Origin of the sequence: Kribbella sp. CA-253562, assembly GCF_050942265.1 — a bacterium.
In the GTDB taxonomy this organism is placed as follows: Bacteria; Actinomycetota; Actinomycetes; order Propionibacteriales; family Kribbellaceae; genus Kribbella.
On sequence record NZ_CP192049.1, the window covers coordinates 76,120 to 94,172 of the forward strand.

Here is an 18,053-nt window from a genome sequence, read left to right on the forward strand (position 1 = left end):
GACCGGGACTTTTTGTTTGGGCCGGCTCTCGTGATGGCGGTGAGAGAGCTGTGTCACATCGGCGCGATCAGCCCAGCCTGAGCAGCAGCTCGGCGAGCTCGGCCGGCCTGGTGATCATGCAGTCGTGGCCGGTGGGCAGTTCCCACACCTGCGCGGGAGTGCCGTTGGGTTGCACCGCGGGGACCGGGCGTCGTTCGAAGCCGTCGGGCCGGACGGTGCAGTGGATGTGTGTCCGGGGAATCTTGTGCGCGTCCGGGTTGTCCAGCCGGACCGGCTGCTGGAGGCAGCGCACCGGCTGGTCCGACAGCATCGTGCGCAGCCAGGCGACGTCCGCGGGATCGGTGACCCCGAACAGTCCCGCCGGCGGCGGCATCTCGGGCAGCGGTGGAACCCGCCAGCCGCTGTCCGACTTCGTGGCGAGGTCGATCAGGGTCTGGGTCACGGGCATGATGTCGGCCGCGCTCTCGCCGTCGTTCGGGACCATCGCGTCGAGGTAGACCAACTCGGCGATCCGGTCCGGCACTCGGTTGGCTGCGGACGAGATGACGAGTCCTGCGTAGCTGTGTCCTACAAGTACGACATCGGTGAGGTCCTGCTCGACGATCAGTCCGACGATGTCGTCGACGTGCGTGTCGAGCCCGACCTCGGGGCCGAGTAGGTGCGCCTTGTCGCCGTAGCCGGTGAGCGACGGTGTGAACACCTCGTGCCCGGCCGACACCAACCACGGCACCACCCGCTCCCAGGCCTGTCCGTTGTGCCAGGCGCCGTGCACCAGCAGGTAGGTCGTCATGGTTCTCGCTCCGTCTCGGATCGCTGGTCCCGCGACAAACGGGACACTGTCCCGGTTAACGATATGGGACACTGTCCCGGTTAGCAATCGAGGGAGAGGACGGTGCGGTGAACGTCAGTGAACCGGCGGGCCGGCCGGCCCGGCCCAAGCGCGCGGACGCGCGACGCAACGCGCAGACGCTGCTGGACGCGGCCGCCGCGGTGTTCGTCCGGTCGGGGGTCGAAGCGCCGATCCGCGACATCGCGGCCGAAGCCGGCGTCGGGACCGCCACGATCTACCGCCACTTCCCGACCCGAGCGGATCTGATCGTGGCGGTCTACCGGCACCAGGTCGAGAGCCTCGCCGAAGCCGGTCCGGCCCTGCTGGAGGCCGGCACCACGCCGTACGCCGCGCTGGAGCGGTGGATCGACCAGTTCGTCGACTTCGTGATCACCAAACAAGGCCTCGCCGCCGTGCTGCAGTCCGACGATCCCTGCTACGACCCGCTGCACTCCTACTTCCTCGAACGGCTGGTGCCCGTCTGCAGCCGACTGCTCGACGCCGCGGCCGGCGCAGGCGAGATCCATTCCGGCCAGGACGCCTCCGAGCTCATGCGCGGAGTCGGAGGCCTCTGCGCGGGCGCCGGCAACAATCCCCGGTACGACGCCCGCCGGCTGGTCGGGCTGCTGATCGCAGGACTGCGCACCTAGCGGAACTGCCCACCTAGCGGAAGATCCGCTGCAGCCTTCCTCCCGAGGTCGCCCGGTGGCGGGCCGGGCGGGTGTCGGCGGTCGGGGTGGAGTGGCGTGGGTCGCCGCGGTGCGGGGTGGTGTTGGCGCCCATCAGCATCCAGGCACCGAGCAGGGCGGCGGCGATCAGGCCGAGGACTCCGAAGAAGTCGGTCACGGTCATTGGGGATCTCTCTCAACGGGCTCGGGCGGGAAGCAACTGGCGATACACCGGTAGTGACGGTGGGTTCGCCCGAACGTGATGGCACTCTCGTGCCAGGACTGCCAGCGGCTTCAGGTGGCGCAGCTGTGCCGGATGCTGGACGTCTCTGCTCGCCACTGCGCGTACGGCCTGATTAGGTGGTGCTTCGAGCACTGGAGGTGGGGCGGGATGCAGGACGGTGCGTTGCTGGATGCCCGGGAGGAGCAGGCGTACCGGTTGCTGGTCGGGCTGTCGGTCGCCAGGGCCGCCGAGCTGGCCGAGGTCGCGGAGTTGCCGCAGCAGGAAGTCGTCGAGTTGCTGCAGCGGCTGCAGGCCAAGGGACTGGTCGCGGTGCTGCCAGGCGACGACGACCCGGTGTTCCGACCGCTGCCGCCCGACGTAGCCCTCGGTACGACGCTGCTGCGGCGCCAGGAGTCGCTGGAGTCGGCCCGGCAGACTGTGGCGTCGCTGAGCGAGGAGTTCCGGGCCAGCGCGAGCCGCCGGGACGCACACCACCTGGTCGAGGTCATCGTCGGCGCCGGTGCGCTCCGGGATCGCCTGCGCGACCTGCAGGAGTCGGCGCGTGAGGAGATCCTCTGGTTCTGCCGGGCGAACCCACTGGCCATGCAAGGCGCCGAGAACACCGAGGAGTACGGCGCACTGAGCCGTGGCGTCCGCTACCGGGCCATCTACGAGCGGGCCCTGCTGGAGACGCCCGGCGAGCTGGACACCATCGCCGAGGGCATCAGCTGGGGTGAGGAGGCCCGGACCCTGCCACACCTTCCGGTCCGGCTGGCCATCGTGGACCGGGCGACCGCTGTCTGCCCGCTGGTCCGCGACGACGAGGCAGGGATCGGTGAGCCGACGGCGGCGATCATCGGTCGCGGCCAGCTGCTGGATGCGCTGCTGGCGCTGTTCGAGAGCCACTGGGAGGCGGCCACGCCGGTCAAGCTCCAGCCGGACGAGGCCGAGGACGGCGAAGGGCTGGACGGGTCCGAGCGGTTCCTGCTGTCGCTGATGGTGGCCGGCGTACCGGACAAGTCGATCGCGTCGCAGCTCGGCATCAGCCGCCGCACGGTGCAGCGGCGGCTCGACCGGATGATGGCGCTGGCGGGCGTGGACACCCGCACCGGGCTGGCGTACCAGGCCGCGATGCGCAAGTGGTTGTAGCGGTACGGCCCGGGCAGGTCGACTGCCCGGGCCGCACTGACTACTTCAGCCCGTAGGCCCGGATCACCGTCTGGGTGACCTTGTTGCCGGCGTTGTCCGCCGCGGAGACCCGCAGCGAGACCGTGCCCTTGCCGGCCGGGACGACCGCTATGTAGTGGCCGCGCGCACCGACGGCGATGATCCGCCGCCAGCTCTTGCCCTCGTCGAACGACACCTCCGCCTGCAGCGACGTCGACCGGGCGGCCGGAGCACCGGCCTGTTGCTGCACGGTGAAGCCGACGACGTGGGTCCGGCCCGGCACCCGACCGGTCAGGTCAACCGGTACGTCGTACCCGACCTGCAACAGCGGCAGCGCCACCGCCTTGTCCTCGGCGACCTTCTTCGACCGGAAGTCCCACGCGGTCTTGGTCTTCGTCGCCCAGTTCCACTCGCCTTCCTCGTCCTGCCGCTCGGTCGCCAGCTCCAGCCGGTACGCCGCGTCGCCGCTGGTCGTGGTCACGTCCTGCCAGGCGTCCGGCAGCTCGGCGACGACCGCACCGTTGCGCTTGAGCACCGCGGACGCGGATGTGGTCTCGCCGACCGTGAAGTGCCCGGCGGCGTCGACGAACGACGGCACCCGCAGCGAGAACCGGTCAGCGGTCCGCGTCGACACCACACCGGGTGCGGCCGCCGGGCGGACGACCGGCTCGAACCAGCTTTCGCTCGACGAGCCCGTTGAATAGCTGCGCGGCACCGACGTCATGCCGCCCCGCAACGGGTTCATCGTGTCCCAGGTGTAGAGGTGGTGCACCCGGTGCTGCCAGAGCGAGTCGCCCGCGCTGACCCACTCCTCGCGGACCTTCGGGGTCTGGACGAAGCGCTGTGAGTCGTTCCAGGAGTAGTCCTGCCACGGCCGCCAGCCGAACCGCTGCTCCTTGGCCCAGCCGAAGCCGCCGTTGTCGGCGTACGAGGTGTTGATCCGGGCGCTGTTCGCCGTGGTGACCCGGTAGTCGATCTTGGCCGGGATCTGCCCCTTCGACACCTGGAAGACGTCGTACAGGTAGGGGCTGGAGGTGGTCAGGGTCAGGTCGATCGTCGCGCGACCGGCCTTGGCCCGGTTGACCAGCTTGGCGCCGTCGGCGGCGGTGGTGACCATCGCCGGGATCGGCTCCCGGTCGCCGACCGGACGCCAGACCGTCCAGGCCGACCAGTCCGCCGGCCGGTAGATGATGATGCCGGCCGCACCGGCCTTCGCGGCCGCGGCGATCTGCTCCTGCTCGCTGCCGTTGCCCCAGCCGTCCTCGCTGGACGGGACGACGGCGATCGCGCCCTTGACGCCCTGCAGTTCGGGGCCAGGGGCAACCAGGCTGAACCGCTTCCTGCCCTCGTACGACGGCGACTGGTGCAGCAGGTTGATGTCCATCGGACCGGAGATACCTGGCACCGACGCCTGGACCAGCGGCGCGACCAACTGCCAGCGGGACGCGAACTCGAACGTGCCGCCCTGGACCGGCTTGGTCGGGGTGACCAGCACCTGGCTGACCGTGCTGAAGTGCATCACGCCGTGGGTGATCTTGCGGCCGTTCGGGTATTCACGGTGCACGTAGTAGCTGAGCACCGCCTGCTGCTCCGACGGCTTCGGCGTGTGGATCGTGATCGGCGCGGCCAAACGGGCGTCGACGACGATCTCGCGGTCGCCGTTGACGACGATGTTCGGGTCGGTGATCAGCGCGGCCTTCTCGTTCTGCGGGTTGGCGTTGTCCACCAGCCCGTGCATCAGGTAGGTGCCCTCCTCGACCTCGGCCGTGAAGGTCTCGCCGTTGTCGATCCAGCCCAGCGTGTCCGAGCGCGGGTTGTCGCCGTACAGGGAAACGACCGGGACGCCGGTCGGCTGGCCGTTGAGGTCGATGCCGCGGAAGGTGACCTTGTGCTTCGGGCCCGACTTGAGCGCGCCGACCGCGGTGCGGACGCTGACGCCGTTCGTGCCGGTGGCCACGACCCAGCCGCTGAACAGCCCGCGCTCGAGCTTGGCCGGGTCGAGCGCCAGCGGTACGTCGAGGCTGCCGCCGGCCGGAATCGTCACGCTCGCCGGTACGCCGAACGCGTCGGTCTCCGGCTGGTGGGTGTCCAGGTTGTCCACGTCGACCGCCAGGTTCAGCGTGATCGGCGCGGAGCCGTCGTTGCGGTAGGTGATCGTCCGCGTCGTCGCGGCGCTGCCGGTGACGGTCAGGCCGAAGTCGGCGACGCCGGTCGCGTCGACCTTCTGCGCGACCGCACGGGCGAGGTCGACCCGGCCGGTGCCCTGGGCGTAGACGCTCAGGTCGGGCGTGGTCTTCGCCGTACTGGTCAAGGCGTCCTTGAGCCGGCCGGCCTTCCAGTCCGGGTGCTGCTGGGCCAGCAGGGCCGCGGCTCCGGCGACGTGCGGCGTGGCCATCGACGTACCGGAGGCCGCGGTGTAGAGGTCGTCGAGCGGCGCGCCCATGGCGGTGCCGCTCGCGCGGGCGGCAACGATGTCGACACCGGGGGCGGTGATCTCGGGCTTGAGGCCGGAGTCGCCGACCCGCGGGCCGCGGCTGGAAAAGTCCGCGAGCGCGTCGTTGCGGTCGACCGCGCCGACGGTCAGCGCGGCGGCGGCCGCGCCCGGCGAGCCGACCGACTCGTCTGCGCCCTCGTTGCCGGCCGCCACGACGAACAGCGCCCCGGACGCCGCGGTGATGTCGTTGATGGCCTGGCTCATCGGGTCGGTACCGTCGGTCGGGCCACCGCCGAGGCTCATGTTGACCACCTTGGCGCCCTCGGCGACCGCCCACTCCATCCCGGCGATGATCCAGGACTCGAGGCCGAAGCCGTCGTCGCCGAGCACCTTGCCGACCAGCAGGTCGGCCTTCGGGGCGACGCCCTTGCGGGTGCCGTTCGAGCCCGCGCCGGTGCCGGCGATCGTCGCCGCGACGTGCGTGCCGTGGCCGAAGTGGTCCTCGGTGCCGGTCGGGCTCTCGGAGAAGTCCTGCGCCTTCTGCACCTTGCCGGCCAGGTCCGGGTGGTTGCCGTCGACACCGGTGTCGAGCACGGCGACCTCGACGCCGCTGCCCTCGTACCCGGCCTGCCAGGCGGCCGGCGCACCGATCTGCGGCACGCTCTTGTCCAGCACCGGCTTGACCTTGCCGTCCAGCCAGATCTTGGCGACGCCCTGGTCGAGGGTGCGGGCGGTGTTCGACGCCGGCTTGAGCGACTCCCACAGGCTGGGCAGCTCCGCCTTGGCGGCGGTGACGGCCGCGCCGCCGATCGACGGCAGCGGGCGGGCGTCCGTCGTACCGGGCAGGGACTGGATGCGGGCGCCGTCGGCGTAGCGCACGATCAGCGGGAGGCCGGTGCCGGCCGCGTCGCCGAAGCCGTCCGCGAGCAGCTCGTCGACGTCGAACAGGTCGGCGTCGACCATGCCCGACGAGACGTACGGGACGGCGTCGCTCGGCAGGACCCGCAGACCGCCGTCCACCTCGACGGTGTGGAACGCGATCCGCTCCCGGCCCGGCGCGGGCCGTACGGTGGCGGCCTTCTTGCCGGCACCGGCGCCGGTGACCTCGACGACGTCACCGGTGATCAGGGTGACCTGCTGTGACGTGCCGGCCTGGACGGCGGCTGACGGCTCGGCCGGCGACGGGCCTGGTGGTGCCGCGGTGGCGGTCAGGCTCGACGTGGTGGTCAGCGCGAGTGCGGCCGCGAGGATGGCGGCGCGGCGCTTGTGAACGAACATGGGCGGACTCCTTCGAGAGGCTAGGGGCAGGCTCCTCTGCACTGGAGTCTGCGGTCCGCCGCCGCCTTTGCGCCCTGTCCAGCTCTGCCCTTCGTGTGACATGGCGCATGCACGCCACCAACGTCGTAACGCAGCGTTCACGCGACATGTCCGTTGCCTGTGCGGTCTGCGACAGTCCTGGGGTGCAAGATCTGCCCATGAACGCACAGCAGGTAGTACGTCGATGGGCTTGGCTCGGCACGTTCGTGGTCGGGGCCGCGCTGTACCTGCTGGTGCTCGCCGTCCTGAGCGACACCGACAACCCCAACCTGTTCCCGACGATGATCCTGCTGGGCGCGCTCGTCGTCCCGCTGACCTTCGTGACGTTCGCGGCCGGCCGGTCCGGGCGCTGGCTGATCGACGGACCCACGCTGGGCGGCTCGCTGCTGTTCGGCGGAGTCGTCGGCGTGGTCGTCGCCGGACTGCTCGAGTACGACGCGATGCGGCGCCTCGGCACGCTCCCGATGGTCGGCGTCGGCCTGATCGAGGAGGCCGCCAAGCTGGTCATCCCGATCGGGCTGGTGGTCTTCTTCGGCCACCGCTACCGGCATTCCATCGGCGGCGGCATCGTCATCGGCGTCGCGGTCGGCACCGGGTTCGCCGTACTGGAGACGATGGGGTACGCCTTCGTCGCCCTGCTCCAGTCCGGCGGCAACGTCGGCGCCGCCGAGCAGACGCTGTTCATCCGCGGCCTGCTCTCCCCCGCCGGTCACGCCGCCTGGACCGGCCTCACCTGCTGGGGCCTGTGGCGCTTCGTCGTCAACCCCACCGGCAAACACCTGCTCGGCTTCGTCGGCATGTACGCCCTGGCCGTGGCCCTGCACACCACCTGGGACGGCCTCGGCGGCCGCATCACGTACGCCGTCGTCGGCGTGATCTCCATCGGCCTGCTCCTGCTGGGCCTGCGCCACGCCCAGAAGCAGGACAACCGCGTTCCCGCCTAGCCGGCGGTCCTCCTGCGGCTGGTTGCCCAAGTTTGAGGCCGAACTTATGCGGGGTACGAGAGTTCCGTACAGGTTCATCCCGACTGCTGGTGGACCTGGTCGAGTGCAGGTTGGGAGGACCCTGCTGTGTCGAAAGAGCATTCGTCGGCCGAAGCGTTCGGCCGGCTGGCAGCCGAGTTGCAGGACGCCGACGGAGTCGAGCAGACCGTCGAGACAGTGGTGCGGTTCGCCCTGCGGGCGGTGGGGTGCGAGTACGCCGCGGTGGTGCTGATCACCAGGGGCCGGCGCCCGCAGATCATGGCGTTGACCGATCCGCGGCTGGCCGAGTTGTACCGCGGCCAGATCGAGGCCGGCGAAGGCCCGCTGATCACCGCCGTCGAGCAGGCCGCCGCGCTGGTGATCCCGGACATCGCGGGCGACACCCGGTGGTCGGCGCGGTGGAAAGAGCGGATGCTCGCCGCGGAAATCCGGTCCGCGCTGTACCTGCCGATGCTGGCGGCGGGACGCGCCGAGGCCGTGCTGTCCCTGTACGGCGACAAGCCGAACGCGTTCACCGACGACGACCTCGCCGTGGCGCAGATTCTCGCCCAGCACGGCTCGGCCGCGATCGCGTCGGCACGTAGCTCGGCATCGATGACCGAGGCGATCGACGCGCGCCGGCTGGTCGGTCAGGCGATGGGCATGCTGATGGAGCGCTACGCCCTCGACGAACCGCGTGCGTTCGAGGTGCTCAGGCGGTACTCGATGGACAGCAACCGCAAACTGCGCGACGTCGCGCAGGAACTGCTGGCCACCCGCAAGCTGCCCTCGGACGCCCGGCGGCCGGTGTGAAGGTCTGGTCCCGCGACGATCTTGTGCGAAGGGGTGACGGCGGACGGGCACGGGTGCATGCTGAGGCTGTCAGCCGAGCGGGGACGGTTGGGGGCGGTCACGCGCGCTGCTTGTCCCAACGCGCGTGACCTGGCGACCCATCTCCCGCGCGGGATCGTGGCCACGTGGCGGGCAGGTATCCGCTCGGCGCGTTGCCAAACCTGCCCGGCTCCGCGGCCTGTCGCGTGATGCCCACGCCGCCGGTCAGCTGTCGAGGTCCGTGGCGTAGGCGAGGTCCTTCTGAGCGTCCAGCTCGTCCAGCCGGGACTGCAGTGCGTCGCGCACGTGGTGGTAGGCGTCGCTGCCCAGCGTGACCCGGCGCGGGGCCGGCTGCTGGTCGGCGGCGTCGATCATTGCCTGGGCGAACTTGCCGGGATCCCCGCGGAGCTCGAACGAACCGTCCACCAGCCCGCGCCGGACCTGGCCCGTCGGCGTCGCGTCGTACGTGTCGAGCGCGGTCGCGGCGACCAGTCCGGAGCCGAAGTCCGTCGCTGCCGGTCCGGGCTCGGCGAGGGTCAGCTCGATGCCGAAGCCGGCGACCTCCTGGGCGACGGCCTCGACGAAGCCCTCGATGCCCCACTTGGTCGCGTGGTAGGCGCCGAAGCCGGGGTAGGCGTACTGTCCGCCCTCCGACGAGACCTGCACGATCCGGCCGCCGCCCTGGGCCCGCAGGTGCGGCAGTGTCGCGCGGATCAGCTGCATCGAGCCGATCAGGTTGGTGTCGACCTGCTGCCGGATCTGCTCGTCGGTCAGCTCCTCGGCCGCGCCGAACAGGCCGTAGCCGGCGTTGCTGACCACGACGTCGATCCGCTGGTGCGCGGCGAACGCGGCGTCGACGACCCGGCGTACGGCAGCGGAGTCGGTGACGTCGAGCTCGACGACGTCCAGGCGGTCGGCGTGCTGGGCCTGGAGGTCGGCGAGAGCCCCGGTACGGCGGAGCGTGGCGACGACGGTGTCGCCGCGGGCGAGCAGCTTCTCGGTCATCAGCCGGCCGAAGCCGGACGACGTACCGGTGATGAACCAGGTCTTGCTCATGAGGGTTTCTCCTTCAGTCGGTGAGGCGCGCGAGGCCGGCGCGGGCGTAGTCGAGCACCCGGTCGACCAGGGCGAGCAGTTGCTCGGGGTCGTCGCCCCGCCCGGTGGGTTGGGCTTCGGCCGTCTCGTACAGCTCGCGCAGACCGGTGATCACGGTGATGCCGGTCAGCCGCGGCGCGAGCGCGTCGGCCGGCAGACCGAGGTCGGCGCCGACACCGGCGGCGACCACTTGCTCGTACCGGTAGTACGCCGCGCGCGCCCGGCCCCGGAGGTCCTCGTCGGCCACGATCAGCTGGGACCGCAACGCCCGCCGGCGCCAGACCTCGGCCGACGCCCCGGTGGCGTCGAGTTCACGCATCGTCGTCGCCATCCAGTCGCGCAGCGCGTCGAGCGTCGGCGTACCGGCCGGTTTCGCGGCCAGCCACGCGCTCAACGACTCGTAGCTGAACGGGTCGTCGGCGAAGAGCAGGTCCTCCTTGGCCGGGAAATGCAGGGTGACCGTCCGGATCGCGACGTCCGCACGATCGGCGATCGCGCTGATCGTGGTCTCCCGGAAGCCGAGGGCGGCGAACAGCTCGAGCGCGGTGTCCCGGATCAGCTCCCGGGTGCGCTCCTTCTTCCGCTGCCGTCGCGGCATCGTTTCTACCATGCTGGCAAAATTACCATGCAGGTAGTTTTGCTTCAACGGTAGCGAGCTCTGGGTGCGGGAAATCGCGCCCGTTTGAGGTGGGATGGTCTGGTTACTGCTGGCGGCGTGATGGGGTCGAAGACATTGCTGGCGGCGGTGGTCGCGTGCTTGGCCGACGCGGTTCATGGAGGCGGAAGTCGGGGCAGAGGGGGTGGCGCGGTCGAGCGACAGCGGGATGCCGCTGAACGAGCCGTGCCGGCGGCGGAGCGCGTGTGCGTCGTGACCGGAGTCCGTGCGGGGCGTCGGCGTCGTGCGCGGGTGCATCGCTGAGGTGACGGCGGGTCCGGTGTCGCGCCGGCTGAGAACCTGGACAATTTGTCGCTGCTGGACATACTGTCCGCAGTGTGAAGTCTGAGCTGAAGAACGAGGTCGATCGGCTGGCGCCGGTGGGCGAGGCGATCGCGCGGTTGCTGTCGCCGCACGCCGAGGTGGTGCTGCACGATCCGGCGACCGACCAGGTGGTGGCGATCTGGAACCCGTTGTCGCGGCGGGAAGTCGGCGATCCCTCGTTGCTCGGCGAGCTGGACGGGCTGGCGGAGACCGGCCGGGACGTCTACGGGCCGTATCCGAAGTCGCTGCCGGACGGGCGGCGGCTGTCGAGCGTGAGTGCCGTACTGCGGGACGCCGACGGGAAGGCCGGGTTGGTGCTGTGCGTCAACGTGGACCGGACGGCGTTCGAGGAGGCCGGGCGGATCCTGGCCGCCTTCGCCGCGCCGGTGGCCCAGCAGCCGCGGGTGCTGTTCGAGCGCGACTGGACCGAGACGCTCAACGAGCTGGTCGGCGACTTCGTCCGCGGCCGCGGCGTGCCGGTCGAGCGGTTGTCGCGGGACGACCGGCTGGAACTGATCGGGCGGCTGGAAGCGGCCGGCGTACTGAGTCAGCGGCGGTCGGTGCCGACGGTCGCGCGGGCGTTGAAGATCAGCAGGTCCGCGCTCTACCAACTGCTCGGCGATGCGCGGAAGGAAGCGACGAACCATGCCGACCCTGCCTGACTTCCGGCTCGAGACCTACTTCTCGCGCTGGGAGTTCAGCGCGCGCTATCACCTCACCGCGTCGGACGCGCAGTCGCTGCCGATGTCCGAGCTGCTCGAACTCGCCGACGACGACGGCCGCCGCCGGTGGGAGTCGCTGCAGCTGGGCTACACCGAGACCCGCGGTCTGCCCGCGTTGCGGGAGGAGATCGCCCGCACGTACGACGGCCTCGCGGCGGACGACGTGATGTGCTTCGCCGGTGCCGAGGAGGGCATCTACCTGGCGATGCGGGTGTTGCTCGAACCGGGCGACCACGTCGTCGTGCTGACTCCGAACTACCAGGCCGCCGAGACGATCCCGCTCGACATCTGCGAGGTGACCGGCGTCGCGTTGCGGCCCGAGGACGGCTGGGCGCTGGACGTCGAGGCGATCGAGCAGGCGCTACGTCCGAAGACACGCCTGGTGTCGGTGAACTTCCCGAACAACCCGACCGGCGCGGTGCCGGATCCGGCGGCGTGGACGCGCTTGGTGCGGTTGTGCGACGAGCGGGGCATCAGGTTGTTCAGCGACGAGGTCTATCGGGGGCTGGAGCTCGACCGGCCATCGTTGCCGCAAGCAACTGATCTGTCGCCGGCGGCACTGTCGCTGAACGTGATGTCGAAGGCGTACGGCCTGCCCGGGCTGAGGATCGGCTGGATCGCCTGCCGCGACCGCGACGTCCTGGACCGGCTGGAGCGGGCCAAGCACTACACCTCGATCTGCAACTCCGCGCCGAGCGAGATCCTCGCGCTGATCGCTCTGCGCGCACGGGACCGCCTGCTGGAGCGCAACCGCGGGATCGTCGCGCGGAACCTGCCGGTGTTCGCGGAGTTCTTCGGCCGGTACCCGGAGCTGTTCGAGTTCGAGCCACCGCAGGGCGGATGCGTCTGCTTCCCCCGGTACGCCGGTCCGGAGGGCGTCGAGGCGATGTGCACCGAGCTGGTCGAGCAGGCCGGCGTCCTGCTGCTGCCGGCGTCGATCTACTCGTCCCAGTTGACCGCGACGCCGCGGGATCGCTTCCGCGTCGGTCTCGGCCGGCTCGATCCCGAACCCGCGATCGATGCCTGGAGCAACTGGTTGGAGCAGCGCCGGTGACGCTGCGGGTGATCGGCCTGGCGGAGATCCGGTCCGTCGTGACGCCGGAGTTGGTGTTCGACGCGGTCCGGCAAGCGTTGATCGCGCATGCCGAGGGCCGGACGCAGGTCCCGCCGCCGATGGTGCTGGACTTCCCGGCGTCCTCCGGCGACTGCCACGTCAAGGCGGGCTACGTCGAAGGCACCCAGCACTTCACGGTGAAGGTCGCCAGCACCTTCGCCTCGGTCAACAACGGCCTGATGCTCGTGGTCGACGCCACCACCGGCGAGCCCGCCGCCGTGCTCGCCGACGAGGGCCGCCTCACCGCCTGGCGCACCGCGGCCGCCGGCGCGCTGATCACCCACGCGATGACTCCGGCCGACGTCGACGAAGTCCTCATCCTCGGCACCGGCGACCAGGCCCACCTGCAAGCCACCTGGCTGACCCAGCTCCGTCCCCACCTCAAATTCCAGATCTGGGGCCGCCGCCCCGAAGCAGTCGCCGATCTGGTCGCCACGCTGAAAGCGGAGGGAATCGAAGCCCGCCCAGCTCCCCAGCTCAGCGCCGAAGGCGCCGGCGGAATTAGCGGCGCCGGCCCTTACCCCACCTCGACAGGCGCCGAAGGCGCCGGAACCGCCGATCGCTCCTGCACCACGCTCGGCGCCGAAGGCGCTGGCGCAACCGGCGCAACCGGCGCAACCGGCGCAACCGGCGCAACCGGCGCAACCGGCGCAACCGGCGCAACCGGCGCAACCGGCGCAACCGGCGCAACCGGCGCAACCGGCGCAACCGGCGCAACCGGCGCAACCGGCGCAACCGGCGCAACCGGCGCCGCCCACACCTTGATCGGCTCCTCCTTCTCCTCCCCGCCCAGCGCCGCAGGCGCTGGGCGAGGAGCTTCCTGTGTGATCGCGACGACCGCGGCGACCTCGCCGTTGCCCCTGGAGTTGTTCAGGGACGCCGTACACGTCACCGGTGTCGGGACCGACATGCCAGGCAAAGGTGAACTGCCGACCGAGATCTTCGACGGCGCGACCGTTGTCACCGACGACCACACCCAATGTCTCGACCACGGCGACTTCGGCAACGCCGTCCGGGCGGGAGTGATCTCCGCCGACGTGGATCTCTCCGTCGGAGCCGTACTGCGGGACGGGTTCACCCAGACCGCGAAACGGTCGATCGCCGACCTCACCGGGCTCGGCGTCCAGGACGCGGCGACTGCCTCCGCGGTGATCGCCGCCCTCGGTAGGTAACAGCAAGCGATTACCCGAGAACATCAACTGGTTCTTTCGCCCGCAGACCAGCACACCCACTGGTCCATTGCGTATTTCGCAACGCCGACTGCAGACAGCGCTGTCAATCAAACACTTTCTGCTCGTTACATGCCTGTGAACGCTCTCACGACTTAGTAACGGAAGCTCCTGAACTATTGACGAGCAGCGAACACCTCCGCGATTCTCGACGCCACTGAACGACAGGTTCATACCAGTCAGCCGGGCGCCGGTCCGGCTACTCCGCCAGAGGTGATCCGATGAAGTTCCGTTCCCTTGCCGTTGCCGCCGTGGCGGCTGTTTCCCTGACCGCGGTGACCGCCTGCGGCTCCTCCGACGGTGACGCCGGCAACGCCGCGTCCGGCCCGACCACCATCGACGTCTGGCTGATGAAGGGCAGCGTCTCCGACGACTTCCTCAAGCGCTTCACCGACGACTTCGCCGCCAAGCACCCCGACATCAAGGCGAACGTCCAGATCCAGGAGTGGAACGGGATCGGCCCGAAGATCATCGGCGCGCTGGCCAGCAAGGACGCGCCGGACGTGATCGAGGTCGGCAACACCCAGGTCGCGCAGTACGCGGCCTCCGGCGGCGTGAAGGACCTGACCGACAAGAAGGCCGACCTCAAGGGCGACGACTGGATCGAAGGTCTGGCCGGTCCGGGCAACTACGAGGGCAAGCAGTACGGCATCCCGTACTACGCCGCCAACCGGGTCGTGATCTACCGCAAGGACCTGTTCCAGGCGGCCGGCGTCACGCCGCCGAAGACCCGCGACGAGTGGCTGGCCACCAGCGCGAAGCTGAACACCGGCGGAAACCAGGGCATCTACCTGCCCGGCCAGAACTTCTACGTGCTGTCCGGCTTCATCTGGGACGAGGGCGGCGACCTGGCGGTCAAGGAGGGCGACGCCTGGAAGGGCGCGCTGTCCACGCCCGAGGCGCTCAAGGGCATGGACTTCTACAAGCAGATCCAGGCGCTCGGCAAGGGCCCGAAGGACTCCGACGAGGCCAAGCCGACCCAGACCGACGTCTTCGCGCAGGGCAAGGTCGCGCAGATGATCGCCGTACCGGGCGCGGCCGAGCTGATCGCCCAGGCGAACCCGGCGCTGAAGGACAAGCTCGGCTTCTTCCCGATCCCGGGCAAGACCGCCGACAAGCCGGGCGCGGTCTTCACCGGCGGCTCGGACCTGATCATCCCGGAGGCCTCGGACGGCCAGGACGCGGCGTACACGTTCATCAAGGAGCTGGCCGGTGAGCAGTGGCAGACCGACCTGGCCAAGACGATGAAGTACGTGCCGAACCGCAAGGCGCTGGCCACGTCGGTCGGCTCCGACGAGGGCGTCGCGGCGATGGCGGCCGGGGCGGCGAACGGCAAGGCCACCCCGAACTCGCCGAACTGGGCCGCGGTCGAGGCGAAGAACCCGATCAAGGAGTACCAGACCAAGGTGCTGACCGGCGGTGACCCGGCGGCCGCCGCGAAGGCAGCCGACGAGATCATCACCCAGGCCCTGAACACGAAGTAGCGCCGTGGCCGTCACCCACGTCGAACCGCCCGAGACACCCGTCGCCCCGCAGGCCGCTCCGCCGGCCCCGGGGCGGCGGGGGCCCGCCCTGCCGGTGCGCCTACTGCCGTACCTGCTGATCGCGCCGACCGTGCTCGGTACGGCGTACCTGCTGGTCTATCCGCTGATCCGCAATCTGGTCATCTCGTTCCAGAAGTTCGGCATCGCCCAGCTGATCCGGGGCGGTGCCGATTTCGTCGGGTTCGCCAACTACCGCCAGATCCTGTCCGACGACATGTTCTGGTCGGTGGTGCTGCGGACGTTCGTCTTCACCGCGATCAACGTCGCGCTGATCATGGTGCTGGCCACTCTGATCGCGTTGCTGATCGGTGCCCTGGGCAAGAAGATGCGGCTGGCCGTGATGGGCGGCCTGGTGGTCGCCTGGGCGATCCCGGTGATCGCCGCGACCACCGTGTTCCAGTGGCTGTTCCAGTCCCAGCTCGGCGTCGTGAACTGGGTCCTGGTGGCGCTCGGCTTCGAGCAGTTCGACGGCTACGCCTGGTTCGCCAACGGCACCTCGACGTTCGCGATCATCGTCGTACTGATCGTCTGGCAGTCGGTGCCGTTCGCCGCGCTCACGCTGTACGCCGCGATGACGACCGTGCCGAAGGAGCTGCACGAGTCGGCGCAGATCGACGGCGCCGGCGGGGTGAAGACGTTCACGCTGATCACCTTCCCGATCCTGCGGCCGATGTTCGGGCTGATCTTCTGCCTGGAGGTGATCTGGGTGTTCAAGTGCTTCGTGCAGATCTGGGCGATCAGCCAGGGCGGCCCGGGCAACGCGACGCTGACCCTGCCGGTCTACGCCTACCAGGTAGCCCAGTCGCTGAATCGCTACGACCTGGGCGCCGCGATCTCGATGGTCACCGTGCTGATCCTCGCGTTCGCGCTGCTGGCCTACTTCCGGCAGATGTTCAAGGAGGAGGGTGAGCTGTGAGGACGTCGCTCGGGCGGAAGCTCTCGCTCAACACGCTGGCCCTGATCGTGCTCGCCTTCTCGGTGTTCCCGGTCTACTGGATGGTGCTGACGGCGTTCAAGCCGACCAAGGACATCCAGGCCGAGACACCGTCGTTCTTCCCCACCAACGTGACGTTCACGCACTTTGGTACGGCGGTGAACGCCGACGGCTTCTGGCTGTTCTGGCGCAACAGCGCGCTGGTCGCCGTGACGGCGGTGCTGCTGTCGCTCGTGGTCGCCTGCCTGGCGGCGTACGCGGTGGCGCGGATGAAGTGGCGCGGCCGGCAGGCGTTCATCCTGATGGTGTTCATCGCCCAGATGACGCCGTGGGAGGCACTGCTGATCCCGATGTACGTGATCGCCCGCGACACCGACATGCTCGACAAGCTGACCATGCTGACGCTGATCTACTTCATGGTCACGCTGCCGTTCACGATCGTGACGCTGCGCGGGTTCCTCAAGGCGATCCCGGTCGAGCTCGAGGAAGCCGCGCAGGTCGACGGCTGCAACCAGTTCCAGGCGTTCCGGCGGATCGTCTTCCCGCTGCTCGCGCCGGGCCTGCTGTCGACGTCGCTGTTCGGTTTCATCACCGCGTGGAACGAGTTCGCGTTCGCGAACCTGCTGATCATCAAGAACCAGGACCAGCGCACGCTGCCGGTCTGGCTCTCGTCGTTCAGCAACACCTTCGGCACCGACTGGGGCGCCACGATGGCCGCGGCGACCCTGTTCATGCTGCCGGTGCTGCTGATCTTCCTGGTCCTGCAGGGCCGGGTCACCGCGGGCGTGGCGGCGGGGGCGGTCAAGGGCTGACGCCCAGAACGACCTGGTCGGTGGTGAGCAGCCAACCGTTACGAACCCTCCAGTGGTCGGGCACGGTGTCGTGGAGTTCGTTGCTCGGTCAACGCCGATCGCCGGTCCTCCCGGCGTCGGTGGTTGGCCAGCGTGCGCCGCGCGACGGCATACAGCCAAGGCAGCGCGTTGGGACCGGCCGGTACGTCGTCCAGGCGCCGCCACGCCACCAAAAACGTCTCAGCGACCAGGTCGTCGACGTCGTCGCGGTTCGTCACCCGCCTGAGGTGGTACGCGACCAGATGGTCGTAGCAGGCGGAGAACAGCTCCTCGAACCGCGCCAGCCGCTCGTCCCCCGGCGGGTCGTGTCCGTGCTCAGGTGAGTAGGTCATGCCCCTTATGTCGGCGAGGGCCTCACGATTTCACGCGATCAGTCCGGGAAGGTCAGTTTCGTCGTGATCCGGTAGCGGTCGCCGCGGTAGACGGACCGGGTGTACTCGACCACGGTGCGATCCGCCGTTCGTGTCGTGCGCTCGATCAGCAGGGCCGGCGAGTGCAGCGGTACGTCGAGCTGGGCGGACTCCTGGTGGTCGGTGACGGTCGGTTCGGTGACCTGGACGGCGTCCTTCGGGGCCACGCCGTAGCGGTCGCGGAGCAAGGCGTAGAACGAGCCGGTCTCTAAGTCGCGGCCGGTGATGCCGGGCACCAGGGCGGCGGGGAGGTGGATCCGCTCGATGCACATCGGCAGGCCGTCGACGAGGCGGAGGCGGACGACGGAGATCAGCTCGGCGCCGGGGGACACCTCGAGCCGCCGGCCCATCCGCGCGCCGGCCGGTTCGACCGCGAAGGAGATCAGGCGGCTCTGCCAGGGGCTGCCTTCGGCGGGTGGCAAGGCGAAGTCGCCGGTCTCGGTCGGCTCGAGTTCCTGGTGGATCTTCCGGGCGCTGACGAACGTGCCGCGACCGTGCTCGCGCACCACCACGCCCTCCCGGGCGAGATCGTCCAGCGCCGCCCGCAGCGTCGGCCGGGAGACGCCCAGTGACTCGCTCAGGCTGCGCTCCGACGGCAGCACCTGACCCGGCCCGCTGGTCTCGATCAGGGCCAGCAACTGGTCGCGTGCTTCGGTCCGGCGCATGCTCGAAGCTTACCAATGGTCTGACCAGTGAGAGCGATTCCACGGTTTGGCCAAGGTCTTGACTTAACCACTGGAACGC

The 18,053-nt window shown here is 69.8% G+C and carries 17 protein-coding genes; 10 read left to right on the forward strand and 7 right to left on the reverse strand.

Annotated elements, in window-relative coordinates:
• Nucleotides 1-67 precede the first annotated feature (67 nt).
• Entirely contained in the window at nt 68-790 is a 723-nt protein-coding gene (locus ACQPXM_RS00375; protein WP_432943510.1) for an alpha/beta hydrolase, read from the reverse strand.
• A 107-nt stretch (nt 791-897) separates the two neighbouring features.
• Here ACQPXM_RS00375 and ACQPXM_RS00380 point away from each other — a divergent pair, with 107 nt between their 5' ends.
• Nucleotides 898-1,479 (forward strand): TetR/AcrR family transcriptional regulator, encoded by a 582-nt coding sequence (locus tag ACQPXM_RS00380; RefSeq protein WP_432943512.1) that lies wholly within the window; start codon nt 898-900, stop codon nt 1,477-1,479.
• Nucleotides 1,480-1,492: 13 nt separating this feature from the next.
• On the opposite strand, the gene ACQPXM_RS00385 is transcribed toward ACQPXM_RS00380, so the two are convergent.
• A complete protein-coding gene (locus ACQPXM_RS00385) occupies nt 1,493-1,681 on the reverse strand; it encodes a hypothetical protein (protein WP_432943514.1) in 189 nt (62 codons plus the stop codon).
• Nucleotides 1,682-1,888: 207 nt separating this feature from the next.
• On the opposite strand from ACQPXM_RS00385, the gene ACQPXM_RS00390 reads away from it, so the two are divergent.
• Nucleotides 1,889-2,869: a helix-turn-helix domain-containing protein gene (locus ACQPXM_RS00390; RefSeq protein ID WP_077018271.1), complete on the forward strand. Its 981-nt coding sequence runs from the start codon at nt 1,889-1,891 to the stop codon at nt 2,867-2,869.
• A gap of 40 nt (nt 2,870-2,909) precedes the next feature.
• Here ACQPXM_RS00390 and ACQPXM_RS00395 read toward each other — a convergent pair whose 3' ends face one another.
• Nucleotides 2,910-6,599 (reverse strand): S8 family serine peptidase, encoded by a 3,690-nt coding sequence (locus tag ACQPXM_RS00395; RefSeq protein ID WP_432943516.1) that lies wholly within the window; start codon nt 6,597-6,599, stop codon nt 2,910-2,912.
• Nucleotides 6,600-6,796: 197 nt separating this feature from the next.
• Here ACQPXM_RS00395 and ACQPXM_RS00400 point away from each other — a divergent pair, with 197 nt between their 5' ends.
• On the forward strand, nt 6,797-7,582 hold the full coding sequence (locus ACQPXM_RS00400; protein WP_432943518.1) for a PrsW family intramembrane metalloprotease: 786 nt from the start codon (nt 6,797-6,799) through the stop codon (nt 7,580-7,582).
• A gap of 126 nt (nt 7,583-7,708) precedes the next feature.
• On the forward strand, nt 7,709-8,413 hold the full coding sequence (locus ACQPXM_RS00405) for a GAF and ANTAR domain-containing protein (RefSeq protein ID WP_432943520.1): 705 nt from the start codon (nt 7,709-7,711) through the stop codon (nt 8,411-8,413).
• Nucleotides 8,414-8,656: 243 nt separating this feature from the next.
• Here ACQPXM_RS00405 and ACQPXM_RS00410 read toward each other — a convergent pair whose 3' ends face one another.
• Entirely contained in the window at nt 8,657-9,487 is an 831-nt protein-coding gene (locus ACQPXM_RS00410) for an SDR family oxidoreductase (RefSeq protein ID WP_432943522.1), read from the reverse strand.
• Between the two features lie 13 nt (nt 9,488-9,500).
• Nucleotides 9,501-10,124 (reverse strand): TetR/AcrR family transcriptional regulator, encoded by a 624-nt coding sequence (locus ACQPXM_RS00415; RefSeq protein ID WP_432943524.1) that lies wholly within the window; start codon nt 10,122-10,124, stop codon nt 9,501-9,503.
• Nucleotides 10,125-10,519: 395 nt separating this feature from the next.
• On the opposite strand from ACQPXM_RS00415, the gene ACQPXM_RS00420 reads away from it, so the two are divergent.
• From ACQPXM_RS00420 to ACQPXM_RS00445, 6 genes are all read left to right on the forward strand, one after another.
• Nucleotides 10,520-11,167, forward strand: coding sequence for a helix-turn-helix transcriptional regulator (locus ACQPXM_RS00420; protein ID WP_432943526.1), 648 nt, complete (start codon nt 10,520-10,522; stop codon nt 11,165-11,167).
• A complete protein-coding gene (locus ACQPXM_RS00425; protein WP_432943528.1) occupies nt 11,151-12,281 on the forward strand; it encodes an aminotransferase class I/II-fold pyridoxal phosphate-dependent enzyme in 1,131 nt (376 codons plus the stop codon). The genes ACQPXM_RS00420 and ACQPXM_RS00425 overlap by 17 nt, the downstream gene beginning before the upstream one ends.
• Nucleotides 12,278-13,513 (forward strand): ornithine cyclodeaminase family protein, encoded by a 1,236-nt coding sequence (locus ACQPXM_RS00430; RefSeq protein ID WP_432943530.1) that lies wholly within the window; start codon nt 12,278-12,280, stop codon nt 13,511-13,513. Before ACQPXM_RS00425 ends, ACQPXM_RS00430 begins: the two co-directional genes overlap by 4 nt.
• Nucleotides 13,514-13,791: 278 nt before the next feature.
• Complete coding sequence (locus ACQPXM_RS00435; protein ID WP_432943532.1) at nt 13,792-15,054, forward strand: extracellular solute-binding protein; 1,263 nt, start codon at nt 13,792-13,794, stop codon at nt 15,052-15,054.
• Nucleotides 15,055-15,058: 4 nt separating this feature from the next.
• A complete protein-coding gene (locus tag ACQPXM_RS00440; RefSeq protein ID WP_432943534.1) occupies nt 15,059-16,030 on the forward strand; it encodes a carbohydrate ABC transporter permease in 972 nt (323 codons plus the stop codon).
• Nucleotides 16,027-16,860 carry a carbohydrate ABC transporter permease gene (locus ACQPXM_RS00445; protein WP_432943536.1) on the forward strand — a complete coding sequence of 278 codons (834 nt, stop codon included), beginning with the start codon at nt 16,027-16,029 and terminating at the stop codon, nt 16,858-16,860. The genes ACQPXM_RS00440 and ACQPXM_RS00445 overlap by 4 nt, the downstream gene beginning before the upstream one ends.
• A 38-nt stretch (nt 16,861-16,898) precedes the next feature.
• Here the strand turns inward: ACQPXM_RS00445 and ACQPXM_RS00450 are convergent, their stop codons facing one another.
• Nucleotides 16,899-17,231 carry an RNA polymerase sigma factor gene (locus tag ACQPXM_RS00450; protein ID WP_432943538.1) on the reverse strand — a complete coding sequence of 111 codons (333 nt, stop codon included), beginning with the start codon at nt 17,229-17,231 and terminating at the stop codon, nt 16,899-16,901.
• A 38-nt stretch (nt 17,232-17,269) separates the two neighbouring features.
• Nucleotides 17,270-17,974, reverse strand: coding sequence for a GntR family transcriptional regulator (locus tag ACQPXM_RS00455; protein WP_432943540.1), 705 nt, complete (start codon nt 17,972-17,974; stop codon nt 17,270-17,272).
• Nucleotides 17,975-18,053: the final 79 nt, after the last annotated feature.